This is a genomic window from Rubrobacter marinus (assembly GCF_011492965.1).
Lineage (GTDB): Bacteria > Actinomycetota > Rubrobacteria > Rubrobacterales > Rubrobacteraceae > Rubrobacter_F > Rubrobacter_F marinus.
In genome coordinates this window covers 1,692,647-1,718,234 of record NZ_CP045121.1, presented here as the reverse complement: position 1 = coordinate 1,718,234, position 25,588 = coordinate 1,692,647, and the positions used below count along the sequence as shown (strand labels likewise).

General features: G+C 71.0%; 26 protein-coding genes and 1 pseudogene. 1 reads left to right on the top strand and 26 read right to left on the bottom strand.

What is annotated here, in order from left to right; translation table 11 throughout:
• Window positions 1–124: 124 nt before the first annotated feature.
• The 13 genes from GBA65_RS08725 to GBA65_RS08665 all read right to left on the bottom strand — a co-directional run bounded on the left by GBA65_RS08725 (window position 125) and on the right by GBA65_RS08665 (window position 13,122).
• Window positions 125–1,468: an MFS transporter gene (locus GBA65_RS08725; RefSeq protein ID WP_207956261.1), complete on the bottom strand. Its 1,344-nt coding sequence runs from the start codon at window positions 1,466–1,468 to the stop codon at window positions 125–127.
• A 34-nt stretch (window positions 1,469–1,502) separates the two neighbouring features.
• Window positions 1,503–3,098 carry a benzoylformate decarboxylase gene (gene mdlC, locus GBA65_RS08720; RefSeq protein ID WP_166398415.1) on the bottom strand — a complete coding sequence of 532 codons (1,596 nt, stop codon included), beginning with the start codon at window positions 3,096–3,098 and terminating at the stop codon, window positions 1,503–1,505.
• A gap of 2 nt (window positions 3,099–3,100) precedes the next feature.
• A complete protein-coding gene (locus tag GBA65_RS08715) occupies window positions 3,101–4,369 on the bottom strand; it encodes a cytochrome P450 (RefSeq protein WP_166396240.1) in 1,269 nt (422 codons plus the stop codon).
• Between the two features lie 36 nt (window positions 4,370–4,405).
• A complete protein-coding gene (locus tag GBA65_RS08710) occupies window positions 4,406–5,116 on the bottom strand; it encodes an alpha/beta fold hydrolase (protein ID WP_166396239.1) in 711 nt (236 codons plus the stop codon).
• Between the two features lie 63 nt (window positions 5,117–5,179).
• Window positions 5,180–5,584: a 4-carboxymuconolactone decarboxylase gene (gene pcaC / locus GBA65_RS08705; protein WP_228281768.1), complete on the bottom strand. Its 405-nt coding sequence runs from the start codon at window positions 5,582–5,584 to the stop codon at window positions 5,180–5,182.
• The gene (gene pcaD, locus GBA65_RS08700; RefSeq protein ID WP_166396238.1) at window positions 5,581–6,375 is read right to left on the bottom strand and encodes a 3-oxoadipate enol-lactonase; all 795 of its coding nucleotides are present in this window, start codon (window positions 6,373–6,375) and stop codon (window positions 5,581–5,583) included. The genes pcaC and pcaD overlap by 4 nt, the downstream gene beginning before the upstream one ends.
• Window positions 6,372–7,598: a class-II fumarase/aspartase family protein gene (locus tag GBA65_RS08695; RefSeq protein ID WP_207956260.1), complete on the bottom strand. Its 1,227-nt coding sequence runs from the start codon at window positions 7,596–7,598 to the stop codon at window positions 6,372–6,374. The genes pcaD and GBA65_RS08695 overlap by 4 nt, the downstream gene beginning before the upstream one ends.
• On the bottom strand, window positions 7,595–8,293 hold the full coding sequence (pcaG, locus tag GBA65_RS08690; RefSeq protein WP_207956259.1) for a protocatechuate 3,4-dioxygenase subunit alpha: 699 nt from the start codon (window positions 8,291–8,293) through the stop codon (window positions 7,595–7,597). The genes GBA65_RS08695 and pcaG overlap by 4 nt, the downstream gene beginning before the upstream one ends.
• Window positions 8,290–9,009: a protocatechuate 3,4-dioxygenase subunit beta gene (gene pcaH / locus GBA65_RS08685; RefSeq protein WP_166396237.1), complete on the bottom strand. Its 720-nt coding sequence runs from the start codon at window positions 9,007–9,009 to the stop codon at window positions 8,290–8,292. The genes pcaG and pcaH overlap by 4 nt, the downstream gene beginning before the upstream one ends.
• A gap of 13 nt (window positions 9,010–9,022) precedes the next feature.
• Window positions 9,023–10,285, bottom strand: a complete 1,263-nt coding sequence (locus GBA65_RS08680) for a thiolase family protein (protein WP_166398413.1) — start codon at window positions 10,283–10,285, stop codon at window positions 9,023–9,025.
• Between the two features lie 67 nt (window positions 10,286–10,352).
• Window positions 10,353–11,144 carry a CoA-transferase subunit beta gene (locus tag GBA65_RS08675; RefSeq protein WP_166396236.1) on the bottom strand — a complete coding sequence of 264 codons (792 nt, stop codon included), beginning with the start codon at window positions 11,142–11,144 and terminating at the stop codon, window positions 10,353–10,355.
• Window positions 11,141–11,998, bottom strand: a complete 858-nt coding sequence (locus GBA65_RS08670) for a CoA transferase subunit A (protein ID WP_166396235.1) — start codon at window positions 11,996–11,998, stop codon at window positions 11,141–11,143. The genes GBA65_RS08675 and GBA65_RS08670 overlap by 4 nt, the downstream gene beginning before the upstream one ends.
• A gap of 290 nt (window positions 11,999–12,288) precedes the next feature.
• Window positions 12,289–13,122, bottom strand: coding sequence for a shikimate dehydrogenase (locus tag GBA65_RS08665; protein WP_166396234.1), 834 nt, complete (start codon window positions 13,120–13,122; stop codon window positions 12,289–12,291).
• Between the two features lie 219 nt (window positions 13,123–13,341).
• Between GBA65_RS08665 and GBA65_RS08660 the strand changes: the two genes are divergently transcribed.
• A complete protein-coding gene (locus tag GBA65_RS08660; RefSeq protein WP_166396233.1) occupies window positions 13,342–13,821 on the top strand; it encodes a universal stress protein in 480 nt (159 codons plus the stop codon).
• A 46-nt stretch (window positions 13,822–13,867) separates the two neighbouring features.
• Here the strand turns inward: GBA65_RS08660 and ptsP are convergent, their stop codons facing one another.
• The 13 genes and pseudogenes from ptsP to GBA65_RS08595 all read right to left on the bottom strand — a co-directional run bounded on the left by ptsP (window position 13,868) and on the right by GBA65_RS08595 (window position 25,530).
• A complete protein-coding gene (ptsP, locus tag GBA65_RS08655; protein ID WP_166396232.1) occupies window positions 13,868–15,499 on the bottom strand; it encodes a phosphoenolpyruvate--protein phosphotransferase in 1,632 nt (543 codons plus the stop codon).
• A gap of 4 nt (window positions 15,500–15,503) precedes the next feature.
• Window positions 15,504–15,761 carry an HPr family phosphocarrier protein gene (locus GBA65_RS08650; RefSeq protein WP_166396231.1) on the bottom strand — a complete coding sequence of 86 codons (258 nt, stop codon included), beginning with the start codon at window positions 15,759–15,761 and terminating at the stop codon, window positions 15,504–15,506.
• A 75-nt stretch (window positions 15,762–15,836) separates the two neighbouring features.
• The gene (locus tag GBA65_RS08645; RefSeq protein WP_166396230.1) at window positions 15,837–16,178 is read right to left on the bottom strand and encodes a hypothetical protein; all 342 of its coding nucleotides are present in this window, start codon (window positions 16,176–16,178) and stop codon (window positions 15,837–15,839) included.
• 23 nt (window positions 16,179–16,201) lie between these two features.
• Window positions 16,202–17,482: a dihydrolipoamide acetyltransferase family protein gene (locus GBA65_RS08640; protein ID WP_166396229.1), complete on the bottom strand. Its 1,281-nt coding sequence runs from the start codon at window positions 17,480–17,482 to the stop codon at window positions 16,202–16,204.
• Entirely contained in the window at window positions 17,483–18,487 is a 1,005-nt protein-coding gene (locus GBA65_RS08635) for an alpha-ketoacid dehydrogenase subunit beta (RefSeq protein WP_166396228.1), read from the bottom strand.
• A complete protein-coding gene (locus tag GBA65_RS08630) occupies window positions 18,480–19,397 on the bottom strand; it encodes a thiamine pyrophosphate-dependent dehydrogenase E1 component subunit alpha (protein WP_166398412.1) in 918 nt (305 codons plus the stop codon). Before GBA65_RS08630 ends, GBA65_RS08635 begins: the two co-directional genes overlap by 8 nt.
• A 51-nt stretch (window positions 19,398–19,448) precedes the next feature.
• Window positions 19,449–20,422, bottom strand: a pseudogene (locus GBA65_RS08625) (sugar-binding transcriptional regulator).
• A 6-nt stretch (window positions 20,423–20,428) separates the two neighbouring features.
• Window positions 20,429–21,685 carry an NAD(P)H-dependent oxidoreductase gene (locus GBA65_RS08620; RefSeq protein ID WP_207956257.1) on the bottom strand — a complete coding sequence of 419 codons (1,257 nt, stop codon included), beginning with the start codon at window positions 21,683–21,685 and terminating at the stop codon, window positions 20,429–20,431.
• The gene (locus tag GBA65_RS08615) at window positions 21,675–22,103 is read right to left on the bottom strand and encodes a PTS glucitol/sorbitol transporter subunit IIA (protein ID WP_166396226.1); all 429 of its coding nucleotides are present in this window, start codon (window positions 22,101–22,103) and stop codon (window positions 21,675–21,677) included. Before GBA65_RS08615 ends, GBA65_RS08620 begins: the two co-directional genes overlap by 11 nt.
• A 32-nt stretch (window positions 22,104–22,135) precedes the next feature.
• On the bottom strand, window positions 22,136–23,179 hold the full coding sequence (gene srlE, locus GBA65_RS08610; protein WP_166396225.1) for a PTS glucitol/sorbitol transporter subunit IIB: 1,044 nt from the start codon (window positions 23,177–23,179) through the stop codon (window positions 22,136–22,138).
• A gap of 12 nt (window positions 23,180–23,191) precedes the next feature.
• A complete protein-coding gene (srlA, locus tag GBA65_RS08605) occupies window positions 23,192–23,788 on the bottom strand; it encodes a PTS glucitol/sorbitol transporter subunit IIC (protein WP_166396224.1) in 597 nt (198 codons plus the stop codon).
• Between the two features lie 54 nt (window positions 23,789–23,842).
• Window positions 23,843–24,253, bottom strand: coding sequence for a transcriptional regulator GutM (locus GBA65_RS08600; RefSeq protein ID WP_166396223.1), 411 nt, complete (start codon window positions 24,251–24,253; stop codon window positions 23,843–23,845).
• Between the two features lie 395 nt (window positions 24,254–24,648).
• Entirely contained in the window at window positions 24,649–25,530 is an 882-nt protein-coding gene (locus GBA65_RS08595; RefSeq protein ID WP_166396222.1) for an inositol monophosphatase family protein, read from the bottom strand.
• Window positions 25,531–25,588: the final 58 nt, after the last annotated feature.

Below are 25,588 nucleotides of genomic sequence, written 5' to 3'. Positions count from 1 at the left end.
CCCAACCGCCCGCTGGATCGCCGTAGTCGTAGGGCTAACTCCGCCTTCGGTCCGTCGCCGCAAGCCTCTCCCGAGCCGGCTCGCGGCGTTGCGCGCCGGTTTGCTTATCTCCGAGGGCCGGCACTCAGCCCCCCGTGGCCCCGGAGCGCAGGGGGGCACGGTTCGTCTCGTAGACGGGGGAGGCGGGGACCACGGCGATGGCTATCGCCCCGATCAAGCCGGCGAGCGCGAAGGCGTAGAAGCCCCACGGCAGGGCGAGCCCGGCCCCGACGAGGAAGCCGCCCATGAGCGGGCCGCAGATCGAGCCGACCCTGCCTATCCCGGCGACCCAGCCCATCGCGGTGGCCCGGCCGGTGGTCGGGTAGTACTTGCCCACGAGGGCGTAGACGAGGACCTGGGAGCTGAAGACCCAGAAGCCCGTCACGGCGACTATGAGGTAGGTCACGGGCAGCGGCAGCCTGACGCTGAGGAGGAACAGGAAGACCGTCGCCAGGGCGAACCAGGCGACGCACGAGACCCTGGACCCCACCCTGTCGGCGACCGGCCCCGCGACGATCAACCCCGCGATGGCCCCGACGTTCAGGATCAACAGGAACGTCAACGCGGCCCCGAGGGGGTAGCCGGCCCCGCGCATGATCTCCGGCAGCCAGGAGTTGAGCCCGTAGACGAGCAGGAGGCCCATGAACGAGGCGACGAACATGGCGAGGGTGCCGGGGAGGTAGCCCCCGGAGAAGATCGTGCGCAGCGGCCCCGCATCCTCCCGCCTCTCCTCCCTCTCGACCTCTCGGGCGGCCTCGGGCTCCAGCCTGACGCCGAGGCGCCCGGCGAGCTCCTCGGCCTCCGCCGTGCGGCCCTTCGCGAGCAGGAAGCTCAGGGACTCCGGGAGCTTCCTGAGCATCAGCGGAATGATGACGAGGGCGGGCAGGGCTCCGGCGACGAACATCGCCCGCCAGCCGAAGGCCGGGATGATCGGGATGGCGAGCAGCGCCGTGAGGACCGCCCCGACGTGGTAGCCCGTCATCAGGTTCGTCACGGAGGCGCTGCCCCGGTCCCTGCGCGCGTACTCCGCGACGAGCGCGATCGCGGTCGGCAGCACCCCGCCGAGCCCGAGCCCGGCGAGGAAGCGCAGGGCCCCGAAGACCTCCGGCGACGGGGCGACGGCGCACAGGGCCGTGAAGAGCGAGAAGGCCGTGACGCAGATCAGGATCGTCTTGCGGCGGCCGATCACGTCCGTGACGGTCCCGATGGTCAGCGACCCGACCATCATCCCGAGGAGCGTGAGGGAGGTGATGAGACCCGCGGCCGCCGCCGTCAGGCCCCAGGGCTCGTAGCGCAGGAGCGACGGGAGGACGGCCCCGAGCACCACTACGTCGAACCCCTCGACCGCCACGGCGATCCAGCACAGCGCCGCGACCCACCTGTAGACGTTGGAGCCTCCCCCGTTCACCGATTCGGTACCGGCAGACACGCTTCCCCCCTTCTCAAGCCGACCGTCCGTACGCTCAAGCCCGCACCTCCCCGCGCCGCCTGACGGGCACCTCGACGAGCCGGGGCGCGTCGGAGGCGAGCGCCTCTTTCAGCGCCTCGACGAGCTCTTCGCGGCTCTCGACCCGTCGCCCTTCCATGCCGTAGCCCCGGGCGAGCGCGACGTGGTCGAGGCCGGGCAGCTCGATCCCGGGGACGCCCGTCACCCCGAGCAGCCTGCCGAAGTCCTCAAGGACGTCGTAGCTGCCGTTGCTCATGATCAGGAACGTCACCGGAATGCCGTAGCGGACCGCGCTCCACAGCGCGGGGATGGAGTACTGCGCGGACCCGTCCCCGATCACGGCGACGACCGGACGCTGTGGCCGCGCCAGCCCTATCCCGACCGCCGCCGCGAGCCCGAACCCAAGGCCCCCGGCCGCCGCGAAGTAGTAGCTCCCCCGCCGCGACATCGTCACCCGCTCCCAGAACACCGCCTTGTCCGACGTCGACTCGTTCACGAGCACCGCGTCCGGCGGGAGCACGCCGTCCAGGGCGTCGTAGACGGCCTCGGCGCTCAGGGGCGAGGTGATGGGGGCCGGGGCGGGGCGCTGCCGGGGCTCGGGGGCCGGCCCGGTCGAGGGCGAGACGGCCTCCACGAGGGCGCGCAGCGCGAGGGCGACGTCGGCGACGATGGCGTCGCCCATCGGCGCACGGGCGGCCTCGTCGGGGTCGTTCGTGATCGCGACGAGGGAGGCGCCCGGCGGCAAGAACGGGCCCGGCTGGTACTGGTGGTAGCGGAAGACGGGGGCTCCGGCGACCAGGATCAGGTCGTGCCCGGAGAGGGTCCCGGAGAGGGCCTTTATCCCCGTGGGCAGCACGCCCCGGAAGCACGCGTGGTCCGTCGGGAAGGGGCACCGGGAGGTGGAGGGCGAGACCCAGACCGGCATCCGCCGCCGCTCCGCGAGCTTCACTGCGTCCTCGAATGCGCCCTCCTCGTCCACGTCCGGCCCCACGACGAAGACGGGGCTCCGCGCCCGGTCGAGCCGCTCGGCGAGGGCGCGCGTCACGGACGGCTCCGGCGCCGCCCTCCCCGTCACGCTGCGGTCCTCGAGCAGGCGGAGCTTCTCCCCGTCGGCCTCGGCGGACCAGTCGTCGAGCGGGAGGGAGACGAAGACCGGCCCGCGCGGGGGCAGGGCGGCGAGGTGACAGGCGCGCGCGATGGCGGCGGGTACGTCCTCGGGGCGCAAGGGCTCGTTGCTCCACTTGACCAGGGGCTCCGGCAGGCGCGTCGCGCCGACGTTGGCGAGCAGCGCCTCGACCGGGACCATCTCCCGGGCCTGCTGCCCGGCGGTGACGACGAGCGGGGTGCGGGAGGTCTTCGCGTTGACGAGGCTGCCCATCGCGTTCCCGAGGCCTGCCGCGGAGTGCAGGTTGACGAGCACCGTCTCGCCCGAGGCCTGGGCGTACCCGTCCGCCATCGCGACGGCCGCCCCCTCGTGCAGCCCGAGCACGTAGCGGAAGTCCTCCGGGAAGCCGTCGAGGAACGGGAGCTCGTTCGAGCCCGGGTTGCCGAAGAACGTCCGGACCCCGTACGAGCGGAGCAGATCGTACGTCGCCTCCCGGACCGTCGGCATCCCTAGGTCCCCGTCGGCGCCCACTCCGCCCACAGCTCCTGCGGGCCGCGGAACTGGGCGTTCGCGTTGAACTCGAAGTTCTGTCCGGGCGGCGAGAGCCTGAGGTCCGGGAGCCTCCTCGTCAGGTGCTCGAAGGCGATCTTCGCCTCCAGCCGGGCGAGCGGCGCCCCGAGGCAGAAGTGGATGCCGTGGCTGAACGCTATGTGCCCCTTCGCGTTCGGGCGGCGGATGTCGAACACCTCCGGGTCGTCGAAGACGGCCTCGTCGTGGTTGGCGGAGGCGAGGAGGAGCATGATGCGCGCCCCCTCGGGCACCTCGACCCCTGCGATCTCCACGGGCCTCGTCGCGTGGCGGCGCCACGCGATGACGGAGGTGTCGTGGCGGAGCATCTCCTCGACGGCGTTCTCGATCAGGGACGGGTCCTCCCTGAGCTCGTCCCAAAGACCAGGACTTTCGAGCAGACGTCGGAGGCCGTTGGAGAGCAGGCTCGTCGTCGTCTCGTGGCCGGCGAAGGAGAGGCTGTAGTCGATGCTGACGACCTCCTGCAAGCTGAGGTTCTCCTCGTCCTCGGCCCTGATGCGCAAGAGGTCGCTGGTGTAATCGTCCCGGAGGTCCTCGGCCCGCCCGTGGACGAACTTCTCGATGTAGCCGAAGAGGGCGCTCATCTTCTCGACCGTCGGCAACCCTTCCTCCGGGTCCGGCCGGCCGAAGGAGACCTTGAGCCGGTCGTAGCACCAGCTCTTGAGGAGCTCGGTGTCCTTCTCGGGGTAGCCGATCAAGCTGAACACCACCGACGCGGGCAGGGGGAAGGCGAAGCGGCGCACCATGTCCGCGCGGCCCTCGGGCATCATGTCGTCGATCAGGCCGTCCGTTATCTGCCGGATGCGCCCTTCGAGGCCGGCGACGCGCTTGGCCGAGAACGCCCTCGCGGCGTGCTTGCGCGTCCGCTTGTGCAGCGGCGGGTCGGCGGTCGAGGTCGTCGGGGTGACGCGCACGCCCCCCTTGAGCGCGGCGAGGGCCTCGTCGCTCAAGGGATGTATGGGCTCCTGAACCCTCGTGTTCGAGAAGGTCCGGGGGTCCTTGACGATCCTCGCTATGTCCTCGTAGCGGCTTACGACCCAGAAGTCGATCTTCGGGGCGTAGAAGATCGGGGCCTCCCTGCGAAAGCGCGCGTAGTAAGGGTAGGGGTCCGCGAGGTAGCCCGGCGAGAGCGGGTCGAAGTCCGGATCTACCGGATACTCCGCGCTCTTCGGGTCCACGGTCTGGCCCATCCGGCTCTCCTTTCCGGGCCGCGGCCCGTTACGGCCCTACGCCAGCGCGACGAGGTGCCCGGCCAGCTCCTCCGGCGCGGAGAAGAAGGGCGAGTGCGAGGTCCCCATCGAGACCACGGTCTCACACGGCAGCTTCTCGCGCATCCCCCTCTGGGCCGAGATGCCTATCGCCCGATCCCCGACGCACTCTACGTACGCGCGCGGCACGCGCCCGAAGTTCCCCTCAGTAACCGCTACCGGCGTCCCGAAGGCGAACGCGGGCTCCGGGACGAGGCGGGTCTGCGCCCTCGCCACGTCGTCGTGGGAGCAGTCGCCGTAGAAGACTTCCTTGATGTTGTTGACGGTGAACGCGCTCCCGTCCTCGTTCGGCACGAGGTTCGGGAGGACGATGGCCTCCCCGTCGTTCTCGGCGACGGAGAGGAGCGTCTTGCCGTCCTCCAGCAGAAACCCGGTCAGGTAGACGAGCTTCTTTACCCGATCCGGCCTCGCCTCCGCGGCCAGGCTGATGACGAGACCGCCCATGCTGTGCCCGACGAGCACCACCGGCTCGGGCTGCTCGTCGAGGACGCGGACGACGCGGTCCGCGTAGTCCTGCATGGAGAGCTCCGAGACGGACGTCGCGTCCTCGCCGTGCCCGGGAAGGTCCGGGACCACTACCTCGTGGCCGGCGTCTTCGAGGAGGGGCGTGACCTTCTCCCAGCACCAGGCCCCGTGCCAGGCCCCGTGCACCAGCACGAAGGTGCTCACCGGCCCGCTCCGGCCTTGCTTACCCCTGCTCCACGCAACGTCTTCATAAGAAGGTCCTTTCCCCTACGTTTCCCCGTTCTCGTCCTTCTCCTCGGCGAGGACGCGCTGTGCCACGGCGAAGGCGGCGTTGGCGGCCGGCACGCCGCAGTACACCGCGCACTGTAGCAATACTTCTCCTATCTCGTCCTCGGTGAGGCCGTTGCGCAGGGCCGCGCGGACGTGCATCTCCAGCTCCTCCATCTTGCCCAGGGCCACCATCGCGGTCATGGTGACGCAGCTTCGCGTGCGGCGGTCGAGGCCGGGGCGCGTCCAGATCTCGCCCCACGCGTACCGCGTGATGAAGTCCTGGAAGCCTTCGGTGAACGGCGTGGTGCGCGCGACCGCCCGGTCCACGTGGGCGTCGCCCAAGACCTCCCGCCGGACCCGCATCCCCTCCTCCCGGCGCGCGGCGTCGGTCCCGTCGCTCAACGCTGCCCGCCCTTCACCACAGGCTCCAGGTGGTCCAGGATCCCGGCCGTGACCTCCTCCGGCCTCTCGACGTTGGCGATGTGGGCGGCCCGCTCGATCACGGCGAGGCGGGCGCCGGGGATGCCGTCCCGGATGGTCTCGGCCTCCTCGACGGGGGCGGCGGGGTCGTCGGTGCCGGCGACCACGAGCGTCGGGGCCGCGATGTCGCCGAGCCCGGGCCCGAGGTCGGCGTCCCTTATCGCCTCGCAGCACGCCGCGTAGCCCTCGGGGGGCGAGTTTCGGAGCATCCGCCCCGCCCACCCCAAGACGTCGGGCCGCTCCTCACGGAGGGCCGGCGTGAACCAGCGCTCCAGCACCGCGTCGGAGACCGCGTCGACGCCCCCCGCCCGGACGGCCTTAGCGCGCGCCTCCCAGGCGTCGGGCGGGTCGAAGCGGGCGGCGGTGCACAGGAGGACGAGGCGCTCGACGCGCTCGGGCGCCGCGCTCCCGAGCCACATGCCGACCATCCCGCCGATGGAGAGGCCCGCGAAGGAGAAGCGCTCGACGCCGAGGCGGTCCATCAGCGCGAGCACGTCGCGCCCGAGGTCGTCCATCCCGTAGGGGCCGGGGGGGACGGGCGAGGCGCCCTGGCCGCGGTGGTCGTAGCGCACGAGGCGGAAGCGCTCGCGGAGCGCGGGGACCTGGGGGTCCCACATATCGAGGGTGGTGCCAAGGGAGTTCGCCAACACGAGGACGGGCGCGTCCTCGGGGCCCTCGATCACGTGATTCAACTCGACGGTCTCTGCCGTCATGTACCGACCTCCTTGCGGTAGAAGTCCAGGGCCCGCTCTACGAACGCCTCCGCCGACCCGAGGTAGCTCTGGGGGTCGAGGGCGGCGTCGAGCTCCTCGGGCGAGAGGACGTCGCTCAGGGCGGGCTCGGCCAGGATCTCCTCCCGCAGGGAGCTTCCGTTCTCGAACGTCCGGTGCGAGGCCGCCTTTACGAGCTCGTGGGCCTCGAGCCTGCCGAGCTCCCTCGCCGCGACGGTCGTCACGTTCTCGGCAAGGAGAAGGCCGTGCGTAATGTCGAGGTTCTCCCGCATCCGCTCGGGGCGCACCTCCAGGCCCTCCGTGACCTCGCGGACCGCGCTCGCGGCCCCGCCGGCGAGGGCGAGCGCGTCGGAGAGGGCCTCCCACTCGGCGTGCCAGGCGCCCGCCGCCCTCTCGTGCTCCCCGACCATCGAACCTTGAAGGGTCCGCGCGAGGTCCCGTGCGCGACGCGAGGAGGCGGCGGCGGTGACGGAGAGGATCGGGTTCCGCTTGTGGGGCAGGGTCGAGGAGCCGCCGCGTCCCTCGCCCGCGGGCTCGGCGACCTCCCCCACCTCCGTCTGGGCCATGAGGACGACGTCCTCGGAGACCTTCTCGAGGACGCCCGCGAGGAGGGAGAGCGCGTCCGCGATCCCGTGTACCCTCGTCCGGTCCGTGTGCCACGGCACGATGGGCTCCGGCAGCCCGAGCTCCAGGGCGAACTCCTCGAGGACGGCGGGGCCGGAGTCGCCCAGGGACGCCAGCGTCCCCGCCGCCCCCCCGAGCTGCGCGGCGAGCCCGTTCGAACGCACGTCGAGCAGCCGCCTCCTCGCCTCGAGCGCCGAGACGAGCCAGCCCGCGGCCTTCAGCCCGAACGTCACCGGGAGCGCCTGCTGCAGGAGCGTCCTGCCCGGCATGACGGTGCCCCGGTGCCCATCCGCGAGCGCGGCGCAGGCGGCGGCGATGCCGTCCACCTCGGCGAGAATGAGGTCCAGGGCCCTCCCGCAGACGAGCATCGCGGCGGTGTCGGTTACGTCCTGGGACGTGGCGCCCCTGTGGACGTGGCGGGCCGCCTCCTCGGAGACCTCGCGAACGGCGGCGGTAAGGGCCTTCACGAGCGCGGGGACGGGGTTGCCGGCGGCGCGTCCGGCCCGCCCGATCTCCTCGGGATCGAACCGCTCCGCGTCGCAACACGAGGCGATCGTCCCGGCGGCTTCGGGCGGGATCACGCCGGCGCGGGCCCCGCGACCGCGAGGGCCGCCTCGGCCTCGAGCATGGCCGCGAGCCACGCACGCCCCCCGACCGCCTCCCGGAACGCGTCCGGGACGAAGATGGGCCGGAACAGTTCCTCAGACATCGAAGAACGCGGTCTGCCGCTCGCCCTGTAGATGAATGTCGAAGCGCAGGGCGGCGCCCCCTCGTCCCTCGCCACGAGCGTCTCGCGGAGCCCAGGGTCCTCGACGGAGAGCAGGACGGGGTCGGCGGCGTTCGCCTCCCCCTCGTCGGGGAAGTAGATGCGCGTCGCGAGGCGCTTGAGGAGGCCGCGGGCGAAGACCGAGACGGCGACGTGAGGCGCCTGCATGGACGTGCCGTCCGGTCCAGGGACGGGCCCGGGCTTCACCGTGACGAAGGAGAACGTGCCGTCCGGGTCGGAGCCGAAGCGCCCGAAGCCCTCGAAGCCCTCCTCGAGCGGAAGCTCCTCCCGGTCGTCCTCGGGGTGCCTGTAGCGGCCGTGGGCGTTGGCCTGCCACACCTCGATCATCGCGTCCGGCACGGCCTCTCCCGCCCCGTCGTACACGGTGCCCGCGACGCGGACGGCCCCCGGGCGGTCCGGCGCGACGAGCTCGGAGCGGTCCTCGCCGAGGAGGGAGGGGGCGAAGAAGGGGCCGACGGTCTGGGACGGCGTCGGGCGCCGTAGGCTCACCGGTGGTCCTCCATCGGGGTCGCCTCGCGCCCGCGCAGGACGATGTCGAAGTTGTAGCCGAGGGCCCACTCCGGCTCGGTCAGGGAGAGGTCGAACCTCGCGACGAGGCGCTGCCGATCCTCGGGGTCCCGGACGGACTGGAAGATCGGGTCCTGCGAGAAGAGCGGGTCGCCCGGGAAGTACATCTGCGTGATGAGCCTGGTGGCGAACGCCGGCCCGAAGAGCGAGAAGTGGACGTGGGCCGGGCGCCACGCGTTCTCGTGGTTTCTCCACGGGTACGCCCCGGGCTTTATCGTGACGAAGCGGTAGCGGCCCTCCTCGTCGGTGAGGCACCGCCCGGCGCCCGTGAAGTTGGGGTCCAGCGGGGCGGGGTGGCGGTCGCCGGCGTGGACGTAGCGGCCGGCGGCGTTGGCCTGCCAGACCTCGACGAGGGTGTTCCTCACCGGCCGTGCGTCGCCGTCGAGGACGCGCCCCGTGACGACGATGCGCTCTCCCAGAGGCTCGCCCTCGTGCTGGCGAGTGAGGTCGTTATCCAGGGGCCGGACCTTCCCGTGGCCGTAGGCCGGGCCCGTGACCTCCGTGAGGGTGTGCGGGAGGATGGTCAGGGGCTTCTCGGGCACGCGCAGGCGCGTGGAGCCGTAGTCGGGGTAGCGGAGGGTGGAGCCGTCGTCGTCGCGGCGGTAGCCGGGTATCCTTGTGCGTGATTCTTGCGCCAAGGTTCTCCTCCCCCTAGGCCGCGTTCTCGACGACCATGGCGATCCCCTGCCCGACGCCGATGCACATGGTGGCGAGGCCGTAGCGCACGTCGGGTCGCCGCTTCATCTCGTGCACGAGGGTCGTCAGGATGCGGGCGCCGGAAGCCCCGAGGGGGTGCCCGAGGGCGATCGCGCCGCCGTTCGGGTTCAGCCGCCCGTCGCTTTGGTCCATCCCCCACTCGTGTACGACGGCGAGGCTCTGCGCCGCGAACGCCTCGTTGAGCTCGATCAGCCCGACGTCGTCCATGGAGATGCCGGCGCGCGAGAGCGCCTTCCTGGTGGCCGGCACCGGCCCTATGCCCATGACCCGCGGCGGCACCCCCGCCACCGCGACGCTCCTGACCTTCGCCAGGGGCGTAAGGCCGTGGGCCTCGGCGTACTCTTTGGAGACCACGAGGACGGCCGCCGCCCCGTCGTTGAGGGAGCTGGAGTTGCCGGCGGTGACGGATCCTTCGCCCGAGAAGGCGGGCCTCAGCTTCGCCAGCTTCTCCATCGTCGTGTCGCGCCTCGGGCCCTCGTCGGCCTCGACGACCGTCTCGGCGCCCTTGCGGCCCTTCACGGTGACGGGCACGATCTCGTCGCGGAACCTCTTGCCGTCCTGGGCGGCGACGGCCTTCTCGTGGCTGTGGAGCGCGAAGCGGTCCTGCGCCTCGCGCGAGACGTCGTAGTCGTCGGCGAGCCCCTCCGGGTCGTCCTCGTCCGGGGTGACGAGGAACCGCTCCTGGGCCAGGTTCTCGGCGGTGGTCCCGAGGGAGTCGGTGTGGCCCATCTCCTCCATCCTCGGGTTCACCATGCGCCAGCCCAAGGTGGTGTCGAACGCCGTGGCGTTGCCGGTCGGGAAGGCGCGCTCGGGCTTGGGCGTCACCCACGGGGCGCGGCTCATGGACTCCACCCCGCCGCCCACGTAGGCGTCGGCCTCGCCGAGCATCACGGCGCGCGCCACCCCCGCCACGGCCTCGAGCCCCGAGCCGCACAGGCGGTTCACCGTGGCGCCGCCAACCGTCTCGGGGAAGCCGGCGAGGAGCAGGCTCATCCTGGCGACGTCGCGGTTGTCCTCGCCGGCCTGGTTGGCGCAGCCGAAGTAGACGTCCTCGACCTCTTCGGCGGGGACGCCGGCGCGCTCCATGAGGCCGCCCAGGGCGACCGCCCCGAGGTCGTCGGGCCTGACCGAGCTCAGGGCGCCGCCGTGGCGCCCGATCGGGGTCCTCACCGCGCCGACGATCCAGGCCTCGCGTATCGCTCCTCCGTAAGCCATGCCTACACGCTCCTTCCGGCCAGGGGCCCCACGCCCCGGACGATCGCCCTCATCCTACCTTCTCCTTCCTCGCCGCGGCGGTCCTCTCCTTGAGGTCGCGCAAGACCCGCAGCTCCCCCTCCCCCGGTGGCTCGGTCGTCCCGAGGTTCTCGGCGACCTTGAGGTCCCAGCCCGTCGCCTCCCTCGCCTCCTCCACGGTAGAGCCCGGGTGGAGCGCGACGAGCGTCAGCTCCCTCGTCTCGGGGTCGGGCTCCAGGATGCCGAGGTCGGTGATCACCACCGAAGGCCCCCCTCCCGTGTACCCGAGCCCCTCGCGCGAGTCCCCGCCCTCGGCGTGCCCCACGGACGTCACGAACGCCAACTTCTCCACGAAGGCCCGCCTGGACTGGCGGAGGACGACGAACACCTCCTTCGCCGAGGCCGCGATCTCCGGCGCCCCGCCCGCGCCGGGCAGGCGGACCTTCGGCTCCTCGTAGGAGCCCACGACCGTCGTGTTCAGGTTCCCGAAGCGGTCGATCTGGGCCGCCCCCAGGAACCCGACGTCCACCCGGCCCGCCTGCAACCAGTAGTTGAAGATCTCGGGGACCGAAACCACGGAGTCGGCGTGCTCGGCGAGCTCGCCGTCGCCGATCGAGAGGGGCAAGACCTCGGGCTTCGCCCCGATGGTGCCGGACTCGTAGATCAGGACGCACCCGGGGGCGTGGGTGAGGCGGGCGAGGTTCGCCGCCTGGCTCGGGATGCCGATCCCAACGAAGCAGACCGTCCCGTCCCCGAGCCTCCTCGAGGCCGCCACCGTCATCATCTCGTCGGCGGTGTAGCCCCGCCCCTCCCCCTCCGTCATCCCATCGCCCCCTCTTGCCGGATGCTCCGTAGGTGCTCGGAGAAGTCCTCCACCCCGAGCACGTGCCTCTCCATCCATCCCCGGAACTTCTCGCGGTCCCGCCCGATGGGGTCCCAGGCCTCGTAGAAGGCGTTGCTCCGGGCGTAGTAGCCGTGGGCGTAGGACGGGTACGCGCCCTGGGGCACCGCGCACACCGCGTCCACCGCTACCGAGGGCAGCACGATCCCGAAGGTGTGCTCCTCGAACGCGTCGACGACCTCCTCGACCGTGACGATCACGCGCTTCGCCGAGAGCGCGGCCTCCTTCTGGATGCCCGTGATCCCCCACAGCAACACGTTGCCCTTGCGGTCCGCCTGCTGGGCGTGGATCACGGCCACGTCCGGGTTCAGCGCCGGCACCGCCGTCAGCTCCTCCCCGGTGAACGGGCACGCGATCGGCTCGATCGTAGGGGTCACCTTCGGCAGGTCGGTGCCTACGTAGCCGCGCAGGACCGCGAAGGGGAGGTTCGAGGCGCCCGCGACGTAGCGGTTGGCCATCCCGGCGTGCGAGTGCTCCTCGATCTCCAAGGGGAGGGGCCAGCCCCGCTCGACGGCGTCGCGGAAGCGGTGCAGGGAGCCGACGCCGGGGTTGCCGCCCCAGGAGAAGACGAGCTTCTTCGCCGCGCCCATCCCTATCATCTGGTCGTAGACGAGGTCGGGGGTCATCCGCACGAGGGTCAGGTCCCTCTTCCCCTGGCGGACGATCTCGTGGGCGGCGGCGAACGGGATGAGGTGCGTGAAACCCTCCAGCGCGACGGTGTCCCCGTCGCCGACGAGCCCGGCTACCGCCTCTCGTAACCCCGTTATCTCAGCCAACGCCGCCCCCTCGTGTGCGCTGCATCCGTCTCCTCCCTACTCCCGCTTCCCCGTCACGCTCCGGGGGTAGCCCGGGACCGCGTCCCACCGTGCGTCTCCCTCCTGCGCGGCCCGCTCCGGTCCTCGTTCCCGGGCTACCCATTCCTGACCTCCTCGTCTCCCTGGCCCGCCATTCTGCTCGCCCCCCGTCCCCAGCGCAAACCCCGGACGGGGCGCGAGCAGAGCATTTCGTGCGGCAAGAGGGAGCCGTCTCCGACGGGCCGGAGGACCCGGTGCGCCTCCGCGAACCGCTAGGAGAGCGCCTCGCTCATCGCCTCGACGTTCGGCTCCCGGCCGGTCCAGAGCCTCTGCGCGAGCACGCCCTGGTAGAGCAGCATCCGTTCGCCGGCGACGACGCGCGCGCCGCGCTCGCGGGCGCGCCGGACGAGCAGGGTCTCTCCGCCGGGACGATAAACGGCGTCGCAGACCGCCTTGCCCGCTTCGAGAAGCTCCTCGGGGACCGGCAGGGCGTCGCCGTCCTTCATGCCGAGGGGCGTGGCGTTCACGATGACGTCCGCGTCCCCGGCGGCCTCGTCGAGCGCGCCGGCCCCGTAGACCCCGACCGTCTCCAGGCCCGCGGCGCTGAGCTTCTGCGCGAGGGCTTCGGCGTTCTCGACGTTGCGGTTGTAGAGGCGCAGCTCCCCGATCCCCTCGCCGCCGAGGGCGACGGCGACAGAGGCCGCGGCCCCCCCGGCACCGAGGAGCAAGACGCGGCGGCCGGAGAGCCCGATCCCGGCCTCCCTGCAAGCCTCGACCATCCCGCCGCCGTCGGTGTTGTAGCCGCGGAGCGTGGAGCCCTCGATCACTACGGTGTTGACCGCCCCGGAGACCCGGGCCCCCTCATCCAGCTCGTCGACTAGGGAGACCATCGCCCGCTTGTGGGGCATGGTCACGTTGAAGCCGCGGAGCCCGAGGGCGGCAGCACCCCTCACCGCGGCGGGCAGGTCGGCGGGGTCCACGTCCAGGCACACGTAGACGAAATCCAACCCCTCGGCGGCGAAGGACGCGTTGTGCATCCGGGGGCTCAAGCTGTGCCCGACGGGTTGCCCGATCAGGGCCAGCACCCCCGTCCTCCCGCTGATCATCCGCCCCACCTCCCCGGCCTCGCCGCCCGACACGCCCCCCGACCCCGCAAAGCGGGAGTCTAGCGGATCGCGCACCCGCCGCCACGGAACAAGCCCGCCCGCGGAACGATGCCCGGGTCAGGGGTGGCCCCCTTCACATATCGCGTTTGCAAGATGGCTCCTGCGGGGTAGCCTCTATGTGTATTTAGCACTTATCGTTCGACTCTTGTAGGAGAAGGTTTGTTTCCGACGAAGATTTTGCTAGCGACGGACGGCTCTGCGGAGGCCGCCGTGGCCGAGGATGCGGCGGCGGAGCTGGCGAACGGCACCGGTTCAGAGCTGTGCGTCGTGCACGTGGTCTCCACGGCGCCGGAGCTGCCCTACCCGCACACGACGGCGAAGGAGCGGAGCGAGGCTATGCTGGAGCGGAGGAGGCTGAGGGGGCTCGCCGTGCTGGATGCCCGGGTGAGGCGCATAGAATCCGAGCTGGGCGGGACCGTGGCCGCTTCCTACTACAAGGAGGGCAAGCCGGAGAAGGAGACCGTCGTCCTCGGCGAGGAGATCGAGGCCGGTCTTATCGTCGTCGGCGGCAAGCGACGCCCGTGGTACGAGCGGATGTTCTCGGGGGCGGGCGTCGCCGAGCGCGTCACGCGTGGGGCCGGCAGGCCCGTCCTCGTGGCGGCCGAGTCGCAGCCGCGCCGCGAGGCCGCGCGCCGCTAGCCGCGCGGCCGCTCCGAGACGCGCGCGGGGCGCGTTTCGGGGGTTTCTACGTCTCGGAGATGATCTTTTTCGCCCGGGGGATCGAGGGGGCGCTCATGCTGAGCTCGGTGACGCCCATCGCTATGAGCTTCGGTATCATCGCGGGCTCCCCGGCGGCCTCGCCGCAGACCCCGACCCAGATGCCCGCCGCCCGCGCCGCCTCGCAGGTTCGTTCGATGAGGGCGAGGACGGCCGGGTGGTCCGCGCTCTGCAGGCGGGTCAGGCGCTCGTTGCCCCTGTCCGCCGCGAGCGTGTACTGGACCAGGTCGTTCGTCCCGACGGAGAAGAACGAGACCTCCGGGGCCAGGGACGCGGCGCAGATCGCCGCCGCGGGCGTCTCGACCATCACCCCGACCTCGACCTCGCCGAAGGGCGTCCCCTCGCCCTCCAGCTCCCCGCGGCACTCGTCGAGGAGCGCCTTCGCCGCCCTCACCTCCCCGACCTCCACGACCATCGGGAACATTACCTTGAGGTTGCCGTGGCGCGCGGCGCGCAGGATGGCGCGCAGCTGGGGCTTGAAGAGCTCCGGCACGTCCAGGCACATGCGGATGCCGCGCCACCCGAGAAACGGGTTCTCCTCCTCGGGTTGGCTGACGCCGGGCAGGTCCTTGTCGCCGCCGACGTCGAGCGTGCGCACGATGACGGGCCGGTTCCCGAACGCCTCGGCGACCCCGCGGTAGGCCGCGTACTGCTCCTCCTCCGTCGGCAGCTCGGGCCGCTCCATAAAAAGGAACTCCGTGCGGAAGAGCCCCACCCCTTCGGCGCCCCAGGAGATCGCGCCGTCGGCCTCCCCGGCGGAGCCTATGTTCGCCGAGACCTCGATGCGCCGCCCGTCGCCCGTCCGAGCCTCGATCCCCTTGTACTCCTCCAGCGCGGTCGCCTCCGCGGCGGCGCCCTTTCGTCTCTCCTCGAAGGCGGTGACCGTCGCCTCGTCCGGGTCGGCGACCGCGTAGCCCTCCGTCCCGTCCACGGCGACGACGTTTGCCCCGAACGCCCCTTCGAGCGCCGTCCCGACGCCCACGACCGCCGGGATGCCCATCGAGCGGGCCATGATCGAGACGTGCGAGGTCCGGGAGCCTTCGGCGACGACGAAGCCGAGCGCCACGCCCCTGGGGATGCGGGCAGTGTCCGAGGGGGCGAGGTTGCGGGCCAGGACGACGCAGGGCTCCTCCAGCGCCGCGAGGCCGGCGGCCCTGCCGCCCATAAGCTCGGCGGCGATCTGGGAGGAGACGTCGCGGACGTCGTCGGCGCGGGCGGCGAGGTACTCGTCGTCGGCCTCGGCGAAGAGGGCGGCGAACTCCTCGCCGACGGCGAGCACGGCGGCCTCCGGGCTCGTCAGGTCTCCCACGCGCTCCTCGACCTCGGAGTGGAGCTCCGGGTCCTCGGCCATCTCCGCGTGGGCCTCGAAGATCTCGGCCTCGGACCCGCTCCCCGAGGCGCGCATCTCCTCGGCCGTCTGCGTGAGCGTCCGGACCACGGCCTCGACCGCCCCCCGGAAACGGCCGATCTCCTCCTCCACGGTCCCTTTGGGGATGCTCTCGCGCTCGGGGCGGAGCTCTCTGGGGGCGTGCACGAAGGCCGGGCCGACGGCGACCCCCTCGGAGGCCGCCACGCCGGTGAGCTTCAGTGGGGCTCCCACGCGCCTACTCCTCCGCCGAGATAAGCTCCACGAGGGCGTCCACCGCCGCCTCCGCGTCCTCCCCCTCGGCCCGGATGAGGATCCTGTCGTCCTTCTTCGCGCCCAGGGTCATGATCTTGAGGGTGCTCTTCGCGTTCGCCTCGCGCCCGCCCTTGACCACCTTGATCTCCGAGTCGAACTGCTTGGCCTTTTTGACGAAGTTGGCGGCGGGGCGGGCGTGGAGGCCGGCTTCGGGGCCTACGACCGCTTCTTTCTCGACCATACCGCTGCTCCTCCTATCACGCGGGCCTCCCGCGTGGTCGTAGATCTGGTTCGGGTTATCGGCTCTCCGGCGTCTTCAGCCGCGCGTGGCCGGGCGCCGGTGGCTCCGGCGCTCGAAGTCCGTCACCTTGCCCACCTCGCTCAGGAGCCCGAGGGGTTTGAGGAGGGCCTTCGCGGGCCACCCGAAGACGTCGAGCGGGTGGCGGATCGCCTGCCCGGCCAGCCTCCGCGGGAGGGAGGTGGCCCGGTCCGTCACGTCCCTGGCGTACTCGGCGTAGATGTGGCCGGAGAACATCTGCGTGTAGCCGCAGTTGTCGCAGCGGCTGGCGCGCAGGCGGTTCGACAGGTACAGGAGCCCGTGCCGCCCCTCCACCCGGCAGTTCGGACACCTCAGGATAGCCTCGTTCTCGACCTTCACGCCGGTCCCCTCTCAGCTCCCCCTCACAACAACAGTTCCCAGTCCGACAGGGCCGCCTGCAGGTCCCCGAGGAACCGCGCCCCGTCCGCCCCGTCGGCCACCCGGTGATCCACCGAGAGCGTCGCGGAGATCACGCGCAGCGGCAGCCACGCCCCCTCCCGCCACTCCGGGACCGTCCGTACCCGTCCCAGCGCCAGAATCCCCGCCTGCGGGGCGTTGATTATGGCGTCGAAGGCGTCTACCCCCATCATACCCAGGTTGGAGACGGTGAAGGTGCCGCCGGAGAGGTCGTCCGCCCCGAGCTTCCCCTCCCGCGCCCTACCAATAAGCTCCTTCACGGCCGGGACGAGCTCGCGCAGGGGTAGCGAGTCGGCCCCCTTGAGGACCGGCACCACGAGCCCCTCGTCCGTCGCCGTCGCGATCCCGAGGTTCACCCGCCGGTTCAAGTCCACGTACCCGCCGTCCACGTAACGCGCGTTGAGGCGCGGGTGGCCCTTCAGGGTCCGCGCGATGGCGAGCGCGAAAAGCTCCGTCAGGGAGAGGGCCGGGTACATCTTCGCCTTCAGGCGCTCCCGGAGCTCCAAGAGGCCGTCCGCCTCCAGGTCCCGGGTGAGGTAGAAGTGCGGCACGTCCCCGAAGCTCTTCGCCGTCCGCTCCGCGCCGACGCGCCGGACCCGAGAGAGAAGCTCGCGCTCGGCATCTTCCGCGGGAGGGGGCTCGACGGGGGCGGGCGCCCCGGATGGATGCTGTGCGCCCGTCGCGGGGACGGCGGGCGTTCGGGGCGGCGCTTCCTGAGGCACCTCGTCAGGCGTCGCTTGGCGGACGTCCGCCTCGAGGACGTCGGAGAGGTAGATCCTCCCGCCGGGTCCGGAGCCCGGGATGTCTTCTATGAAGATCCCTCGCGTGGCGGCGGCCCTCCGGGCGGCGGGGGAGGCGCGTACCCCGCGGCGGCCGTTGCGGTGCTCCCTCGTCTCCTCCGTCGCCGTGGGGGCCGCGTCGGGGAGCGAAGGCTGCGCGGCCGGAGAGGAGGCTCCGTTGGCGCCGACGGGTTCCTCGAACTCCTCGCCCGGGGCCGCTATGTAGGCGAGGGTGGCGCCGACGGGGACCGTCTCGCCCTCCTCGCCGCGCACCCGACGGATGACGCCGTCGGCGTTCGCTTCCACCTCGTAGGAGACCTTGTCGGTGTCGATCTCGAGGACGGGGTCGCCCTTCTCGACCGACTGGCCCTCCTCGACGATCCAGCGGAGGATGTTCGCCTCCTCCATGTCCATGCCGAGCTTCGGGACCTTCAGCTCGGTCGCCATCTAGGCGTACACCCCCTTGCGGGCGTCGACGAGGTTCCTGACCGCCTCGACCACCTTCTCGGGCGTCGGGCGGACGTGGGCCTCGAGGTCGCGGTTGTACGGGATCGGGACGTCCGCCCCCGCCACGCGCGCCGGGGCACGGTCCAGGCTGTAGAAGCTCTCGCCCTCGACGATCCGGGAGACCACCTCGGCCCCCCAGCCCGCCGTCTTCACGTCCTCCTCGACCACGACGAGCTTGCCGGTCTTCTCGATGGAGCGCCGCACGGCCGCGTCGTCCATCGGCGAGAGGGTGCGAAGGTCCACCACCTCGGCCTCGACGCCCGCGTCGGCGAGCGCCTCGGCCGCTTCGAGCACGTAGTGGTGCATCAGGCCGGCCGTCACGATCGTGACGTCGTCGCCGATCCGGCTCACGTTCGCCTCGCCTAAAGGTACGCGGTAGGGCTCCTCGGGGACGGTGCCCTTCTTGTTGTAGAGGAGCTTGTGCTCGTAAAAGATCACCGTGTTCGGGTCGTCGATCGCGGAGAGCAGCAGCCCCTTCGCGTCGTAGGGCGTCGACGGCATGACGACCTTGAGGCCCGGGGTGTGGACGAACCAGGCTTCGAGGGACTGGGAGTGCTGGGCGGCCGCACCCGTGCCGGCGCCTCCGGGGGTACGGACCACCATCGGGACGCGGCCCTCGCCCCCGAACATGTACCGGATCTTGGCGGCCTGGTTGACGAGCTGGTCCATGCAGTGCGTCATGAAGTCGGAGAACTGGATCTCGGCGATCGGGCGCATCCCCATGAGGGCGGCGCCGGTGCACAGGCCGACGTAGCCGGCCTCGGAGATCGGGGTGTCGACCACCCGCTCCTCCCCGAACTCCTCGATCATGCCGCGGCTGACGCCGAAGGCCCCGCCGTAGACGCCGACGTCTTCTCCCATCAGAAAGACCTCGTCGTTCTCCCGCATCGCGCCGACCATCGCCTCGCGGACGGCCTCGCGGTAGGTGATCTCGCGCTCAGGCATAGACGTCCTCCAGGGCGGATTCGGGCTGGGGATCCGGCTCTCGGGAGGCCTTCTCGAAGGCCTCCTCGATCCTCAGCCGTGTTTCTTCGTCGAGCTTGCGCCACTCGTCCCGCTCCAGGACGCCCTCGCCCTCGAGGACGGTGGCGAAGCGTTGTATCGGGTCCTGCTTGCGCCAGGTCGCGATCTCCTCGCGGGTGCGGTACAGGTTCGCGTCGCTCTTGGAGTGGCCGAGGTAGCGGTAGGTGATCGCCTCCATCAGCGTCGGCCCCTCGCCGGCGCGCGCCCGCTCCAGCGCCTCCCGCGTGGCGTTGTAGACTTCGTCGAGCGTCGAGCCTGCGACGGTGACGCCGGGCATGCCGTAGGCGGAGGCGCGGTCGGAGATGTTCTCGATCGCGGTCGCCTTCTTGACGCTCATGGACATCCCGTACTGGTTGTTCTCGCACAGAAAGACGACGGGGAGCTTCCAGATCGCCGCCATGTTCAGCGTCTCGTGGAAGATCCCCTCGTTCGTCGCCCCCTCGCCGAAAAAGCAGATCGCGGCGTTGTCCTGCCCGCGCCTCTTGAACGCCCAGGCGGCGCCGCACGCGATCCCCATGCTTCCGCCGACGATCCCGTTCGCCCCGAGCATCCCCGCGCCGACGTCGGCGATGTGCATCGAGCCGCCCTTGCCGTGGCAGTAGCCCGTCGCCTGGCCGAGAAGCTCGGCCGCCATCCGGTCCACGTCCAGCCCGAAGGCGATCGCGTGCCCGTGCCCACGGTGGGTGGACGTTATTACGTCCCCTTCCTTCAGGGCGGCTATGGCCCCCACGGCGACGGACTCCTGTCCCACGTAGAAGTGGGCCGTGCCGTGGACCTTGCCCTCGGCGTAGAGGTCGTTCACCTTCTCGTCGAAGTGGCGGCTGAGGAGCATCTGTCTTAGAAGCTCCACCCGCTTACCGTCGTTCTGCAATTGCGGCCTCCTTTATCTTCCGACTTCCAACAACGCTTCGGCCAGCTCCCGGTCGCAGACCAGGGTCGAGACGTAGCCGCCCCTGATCGCCGCCGCGACGCTCTCGGCCTTCTCGGCCCCGGCGGCGAGCCCTATGACCTTGGGGATCGCGCGGAGCTGATCGAGGGTGAGGCCGACGACCCTCTCGGAGAAGCCCGGGAGGCAAGCCTCCCCCCCCGCGTCGAGGAAATGGCAGCAGACGTCCCCGACGGCGCCCCGTTCCTTGAGGCCGAGAAACTCCTCCGGGGTGAAGTACCCCGCCCCCACGAGCGTCGAGGAGGAGAGGATGCCCCCGATCCCGACGACGGCCACGTCGCACGCGGCCCCTCCGCCAGGACGTCCTCGATCCCCGGCGTCTCCAGAAGCTCCGCCCGGCTCTGGGGCGAGGGGACGATGGCCGGGGCCGAGAGGTAGAGGGCCTCCGCGGAGAGCTTCTCGGCCAGGGTCGCCGCGATCTGGTTGGAGTGCAGCGCGGCCTCGGCCCTGCCCATCCCCCCCACGAGCGGCACCACCTTGCCGCACAGAAAAGCCTGCGGGATCAGGACGTCCGCCAGGGCCCGGGAGGATCTGCCCCAGGAGATCCCGAGCACCGTCGTGCGGGTGCAGATCCGGCCGAGGACCGCGGCGGCGGAGGCGCCGACCGAGAGCTCGGTGACCCCGCGGTCCCCCACGGAGGAGGCCACCACCGCCTCCGCGAGGCCGTGGCGATCCTCCACGGCTATCTCCAACGCGGCGAAGTCCTCGCCCGGCGTGGCTATCTCGATCTTGACGAGCCCCCGCGCCCTCCCCTCGGAGATAAGCTTCGAGACCTTCGGCCGCGAGAAACCCATCCTGCGCGCGACCTCGCTCTGGGTGAGGTGGCGCTCGTAGTAGAGCCGGAGGACCTTGAGGATGAGGTGGTCCTCCTCGGAGAGGTTTCGGCGGTCGGCCGGGTAACGGGAGATCATCGCGGCCTACTGCCTCAGGGCCGCGTCCTGCAGCCGGCGCAGGTCCACCACGAACGAGTCCCCGGCCATCTCGACCCCCGAGCGCGGCACGACGCTCCCCTTCTGTATCGGGCGCGTGACGCGCGCCCCGGCGGCGAGCCCCAAGGGGAGCATCTCCTCGGCCTCTGCGACGTTGTAGACGCCGCCGTAGTAGTCCGCCGAACCGATGCCGCCGAGCTTCTCGCCGGGGACGAGGTCGCGCTTCGCCACCGCCACCACCTCGGCCGACGGTACGGGCCGCGAGACGATCGTGGGCTCGCCGTAGATCGCGGCGCGGGCGACGGAGATCGGGGTTTCGAGGCTCGTGAGGTGGTAGGGGCGGTAGAGGACGTGGTTCGGGCCCTCCCCCATGCCGAGGTACTGCATCGTCTCCCGCACGGCTCCCTCCCCCGAGCGCACGATGACGAAGACGCCGGGGGCGACCCCGCGCACGTAGTCCACCGTGCCGTAGCCCGACAGGATGCCCCCCTCCTCCTCGAGGCTGAAAACCTCACCGAGCTTCTTCGGCACCGTCTCTGCGGGCCCGTGCATGTTCGGCACGTCCACGGAGAAGCCGACCGCGTTGGCGACGGAGGCCATCTCGACCATCGTCTTGGTGCCGTCCACGAACGAGGCGAGCATCTTGGGGTTCATCTTCTTGCGCCCCGCCTCCTCGGCGAGCGACTCGGGGGTGGCCGAGACGTCCAGCGGGTTGTTCTTCCCCTTGCCGGCGACGACGACCTCGAAGCCTAAAGACCGGGCGAAGTCGTAGAGCTCCATTATGGCGCCGGGCTCGTCGCCGGCCGAGCCGGTGTAGACGACGCCGGCGCTCTCGGCCATGCGGCCGAGGACCGCCCCGACGGTGACGTCGGTCTCGGCGTTGAGCATGACCATGTGCTTGCCCTCTTGTATGGCCTCGTAGGCGACGCGGGCGCCGATCTCCGTGACGCCCGTCGCCTCGACGACCACGTCGACGGTGGGCGAGCGGACGAGCCCGAGGGCGTCGTCCGTCGCGGCCGGGCGCTCGGGGGTGCCGCTCAGGCCCTCGATGGGGTCTCGCCCCGTCTCCCGGAAGGCCGACATCGCCCGCTTGGGGTCCATGTCGGCGGCGACCACGACCTCCATGCCGGGGATGCCGGCGACCTGGGCGACGAAGCCCCGGCCCATCTGCCCCACCCCCACGAGGCCGACCCGCACGGGCCTCCCCTCGCGCCCGAGGGCTTCGAGCTTCCGCCTAAGACTCACGCGCGGCGTCCTCCCCGCCCCTCGCGGCCCCGATGCCGGCGCCCGCCCTCATCTCCAGACGGACGCCGGGCTTCACCGCCTCCGCGAGCCCCTGCGTACTTCCCTCCTCGAGGCAGATCTGGCCCGGCATCTCGGCCTCCCGGGCGCCGTTGAACACGAAGACCGCGTGGCCGAGCTCGGCCACGTTCTTCCAGGCCTTCTCGCCGACGGCCGTCACGCGGAACTCCTTCTCGCCGATGGCGAGAACGTCCCCGGGGGCCGGCGGCTCCTCGCGCATGTGCGAGCAGTCGTGGAGGACGCTCATCTCCGCGAGCTCCGGGGGGGCGCCGACCTCGAACAGGATCAGGTACTTCTCCTCGAGAAATGCCTCGACCTCCGGACCTATCTCCTTGATCTCCGTCGAATAAATGGGTTCCACGCAGGTTCCTCCTTACGGGTTCCTCGGGGCCCCTACTGGTAGAGCCCGAAGCTGAACAGGAAGGCGATGATCACGGCCAGGGGGCCGGTGATCTGGCGCGAGAACAGCACGGCCGGCACGCCGATCTCGATGGTCTTCGGCTTCGCCTCGCCCAGGGCCAGCCCCACGGGCACGAAGTCGCAGCCGACCTGCACGTTGTAGGCGAACAGCGCCGGCAGGGCGAACGACGGGTCTATTGCGCCGCGCGCGATCTGGTCGCCGATCAGGACGCCTATGACCTGCGCGATGACGGCCCCCGGCCCGAGGACCGGCGAGAGGAACGGCAGGCCCACGATCACCGAGAGCACCAGCAGCCCCACCAGGTTCCCCGCGAGCGGCGAGAGGGTGTTGGCGATGAGGTTCCCCAGCCCCGAGGCGTTGATGATGCCGATGAGGAGCGTCACGAACGCGATAAACGGCAGGACGTTCCTTATCACCGTGTCGATGGACTGGCGCCCGCTCTGGAACAGGATCCCGACGACCCCGCCGATCCCTCGCCCGAACCGGGCGATAAACCCGGTGAAGCCGCCCGCCCGCACCTGGTCGGAGTCGGCGGCGGCCTCGGACCCCGCCGCCGGGCCCCTGTCGGTGGTCGAGGAGACGAACGGGTTCGCCGCCGCGCCCTGGCCGCCGTTCGATGCTGCGGCCGTCGTCTCGCCGTCGGCCGGGGTTATGTTGGCCTCCCGCACGCCGGAGACGTAGATGTCCTCTTTTATGAACTGCGCCAGCGGTCCCGACTGGCCCACGGGGGTGAGGTTGATCGTCGGGATGCGCTTCCTCGGGTAGACGCCGGCCCGCGCCGTCCCGCCGCAGTCCACGACTACGGCGGCGATCTCGCTCTCCGGCGGCGGCGCCCTGAAGCCGTCCACCGCCTCCGCACCCGTCAGCTCGGCCAGCCGCCTCGCCACCTCCGGGATGCCCCCGCCGGTGACCGCGACGATCTTGTCCTTCTCCGCGGTGGGCTGGATGACGAGCGGCCCGCCCCAACCCTGGGGACCCCGCTCCACCTTTACGGCCCTGAACACTCTCTCTTGCACGTCGCCCCTCCCCTACAGCTCGACGCCCTGACGACGCGCCAGGAATTGGGTTATGTACTGCGTCACGAGCCCGCGGATAAAGATCACGATAAGCCCCACGATGAGGTACCTGACCGCGAGGTCCCCGAGCGGCAACCCGAGGCGCTGTATCCCGGTCGCCACGCCGAGCCACACGAAGAGCTCCGCCGCGTTTACGTGCGGGAAGAGCCCGAGCGGCGGGTGCACGAACGAGACCGCCGAGTCGTAGAACGCCGGCTTGTACTTCTCCTCCAGAAACGTCCCGAAGGTGTACGCCATCGGGTTCGTGAGGAAGAAGACCGCGATGAGCGGCAGAAGCGTGTACCTGGTGATGACGTTGCCGGCGGCGAAACGCGCCGCGCGCTGCACGCGATCCTGCCCGATCACGTTGATCAAGAAGTAAAAGAACGTGAGCAGCACGATCAACAGCGGGATGATCCCGGTGACGAAGCCGACGAACGTCTCGGCCCCCGCCTGGAACAGCCCGATAAACCACTCGGCGGCCCTCCCCAGGGCGCCGAAGACGCCCCCGGTCTGAGCGGTCGCCTGCTCACCCTCTGCCTGGAGCAGCGCGACGAACAACCCTTGCATGTATCCTCCTCCTTCGGCCAACCAACGGTTCCCCAACCCCCATGCGCCTCTCCCCTAGCTCACGGCGGCCCCCGCTTTCTGCGCGCGGATGCGGTCTATCTGCTCGACGGCCATCCGCGCGGCCGCCATGGTCCCCGGATCTTCCGGACCCTCTCGTTCCCCGTCCCTCAACTCGTCGATCCCGAGCCCCACGAGCCGATCGGCGTCCTCGAACCTGGCGAAGACCGTCCTGCCCCGCATCCTGAGCGCCCTGCCCACGACGCCGTCCTCACCCACCACCAGCATCAGGATGACGCCCTTGCCGAAGTACGACTTCGCGTTGCCGACCCCGACGTACCCCTCGTCCGCCTCGGCCGTGATCCCGCCGAGAACCTTCCGGTAATGCGCCATCTGAAAGTACGTCCCGACCGCCTGCAACAGCCACAGAAAACCCAGAACCACCAACAGAAGCACCCAGAACTGCATAAACGCTCTCCTCCTTCCCGATCCTCGCCCCCCATGGCGAGTTAGCATCCGCCGTCACAATACCTGTGACTTTTGTTCGCGTCAAGAACAAAAGTCAAGAAGTACTCGGAAGGCGTTTGGCCGCTCGCGCAGGACGGATCGTGCAAGCGCGTCACCGGCGCTCCCGAGCGGCTGCAGCGCCCCTCGCGGGCGGGAGCTTCGTCCGCGGAGCGCACGAGGACTACCGGCTTTCGCGGTACCTGCGAGTGGTCGGTTTCGAGAAGAAGTAGGTTCTCTCGCGCGTCGGGTCCGGCTGCGGGCGGGGCGGAGGCCGATGCCGGCGGTCCCTGCCACGCTCGTGCTGCGCCGCCGGCCTTATCTCCTCGTCGTCAACGGCCCGGGGCGGGGGCGCCGTTCTACGACGGGTGCTTCGGAGCCGTCGAGTTCGGTGCCGTCGGATCCGGCGCGGGCGGCGGCCCGACCCGGCGGGGGAAGGAGGGCGCGGGGAGCCCGAGCAGGTCCTCCGCAGGGTCAGCCCCCGTGACGTCCACGATCGATGGGTGCAGAGCCGTGTTGCTCGCGACGATCTCCAGTCCTTGGAGGTCGAGCTTCTCCCCCCGGAAGTTCGTTACCGTGCCCCCGGCCTCTTCGAGGATGAGGGCCCCCGCGGCGACGTCCCACGGCCGGACGCCGCGCTCGTAGTAGCCGTCCACCCTTCCGGCGGCCACGTAACACACGTCGAGGGCCGCGGAGCCCAGCCCCCTCAAGCCCTGCGTGAGGACGGCGAACCGCGAGAGAAGGTCGAGGGCGGCCGGCATGGCGTCGCGGTCGTACGGGAGGCCGGTGACGAGCAGCGCCCGGATGAGCTCGTCCGTCTCGGAGACGCGTATGGGCCGCCCGTCGAGGGTGGCTCCGCCGCCGCGCTCGGCGACGAAGATCTCCTCCCTCATCGGGTCGTGGACCACGCCCAGGACGACCTCGCCGGCCCTCTCCAGCGCGATGGAGACGCAGAAGACCGGGAGCCCGTGGGCGAAGTTGCTCGTGCCGTCCAGAGGGTCCACGATCCAGCGGTGCTCGCCCCCGCCCTCCCGCGCCCCACCCTCCTCGGCCAGCATCCCGTACTCCGGGAAGGCCTCCCGCAGCATCCCCCCGATCTTCCGCTCCGCCTGCTCGTCCACCTCGGTGACGACGTCGACCTCGCCCTTGTACCGGACCACCTGCTCCCGGCCGAAGTTGCTCCGCAGGATCTCCCCCGCCGCCGTCGCCGCGGCGACCGCTACCTCGAGTTCTCTCGCCAATCCGAAACTCCTCCTCGTCGAACGATCGGTGAGCAACAGCCGCTCGTGGCTCAGGCCG

Excerpts from the sequence above, each read along its gene's own strand:
- mdlC (WP_166398415.1), bottom strand. The coding sequence starts at position 3,098 with ATGCCGACGGTCCGGGAGGCGACGTACGATCTGCTCCGCTCGTACGGG.
- GBA65_RS08715 (WP_166396240.1), bottom strand. The coding sequence starts at position 4,369 with ATGGGCCAGACCGTGGACCCGAAGAGCGCGGAGTATCCGGTAGATCCG.
- pcaD (WP_166396238.1), bottom strand. The coding sequence starts at position 6,375 with ATGACGGCAGAGACCGTCGAGTTGAATCACGTGATCGAGGGCCCCGAG.
- GBA65_RS08675 (WP_166396236.1), bottom strand. The coding sequence starts at position 11,144 with ATGACGGAGGGGGAGGGGCGGGGCTACACCGCCGACGAGATGATGACG.
- GBA65_RS08665 (WP_166396234.1), bottom strand. The coding sequence starts at position 13,122 with ATGATCAGCGGGAGGACGGGGGTGCTGGCCCTGATCGGGCAACCCGTC.
- GBA65_RS08650 (WP_166396231.1), bottom strand. The coding sequence starts at position 15,761 with ATGGTCGAGAAAGAAGCGGTCGTAGGCCCCGAAGCCGGCCTCCACGCC.
- GBA65_RS08640 (WP_166396229.1), bottom strand. The coding sequence starts at position 17,482 with ATGGCGACCGAGCTGAAGGTCCCGAAGCTCGGCATGGACATGGAGGAG.
- GBA65_RS08635 (WP_166396228.1), bottom strand. The coding sequence starts at position 18,487 with ATGCCTGAGCGCGAGATCACCTACCGCGAGGCCGTCCGCGAGGCGATG.
- GBA65_RS08630 (WP_166398412.1), bottom strand. The coding sequence starts at position 19,397 with ATGCTCCTCAGCCGCCACTTCGACGAGAAGGTGAACGACCTCTACGCC.
- srlA (WP_166396224.1), bottom strand. The coding sequence starts at position 23,788 with ATGCAAGGGTTGTTCGTCGCGCTGCTCCAGGCAGAGGGTGAGCAGGCG.
- GBA65_RS08600 (WP_166396223.1), bottom strand. The coding sequence starts at position 24,253 with ATGCAGTTCTGGGTGCTTCTGTTGGTGGTTCTGGGTTTTCTGTGGCTG.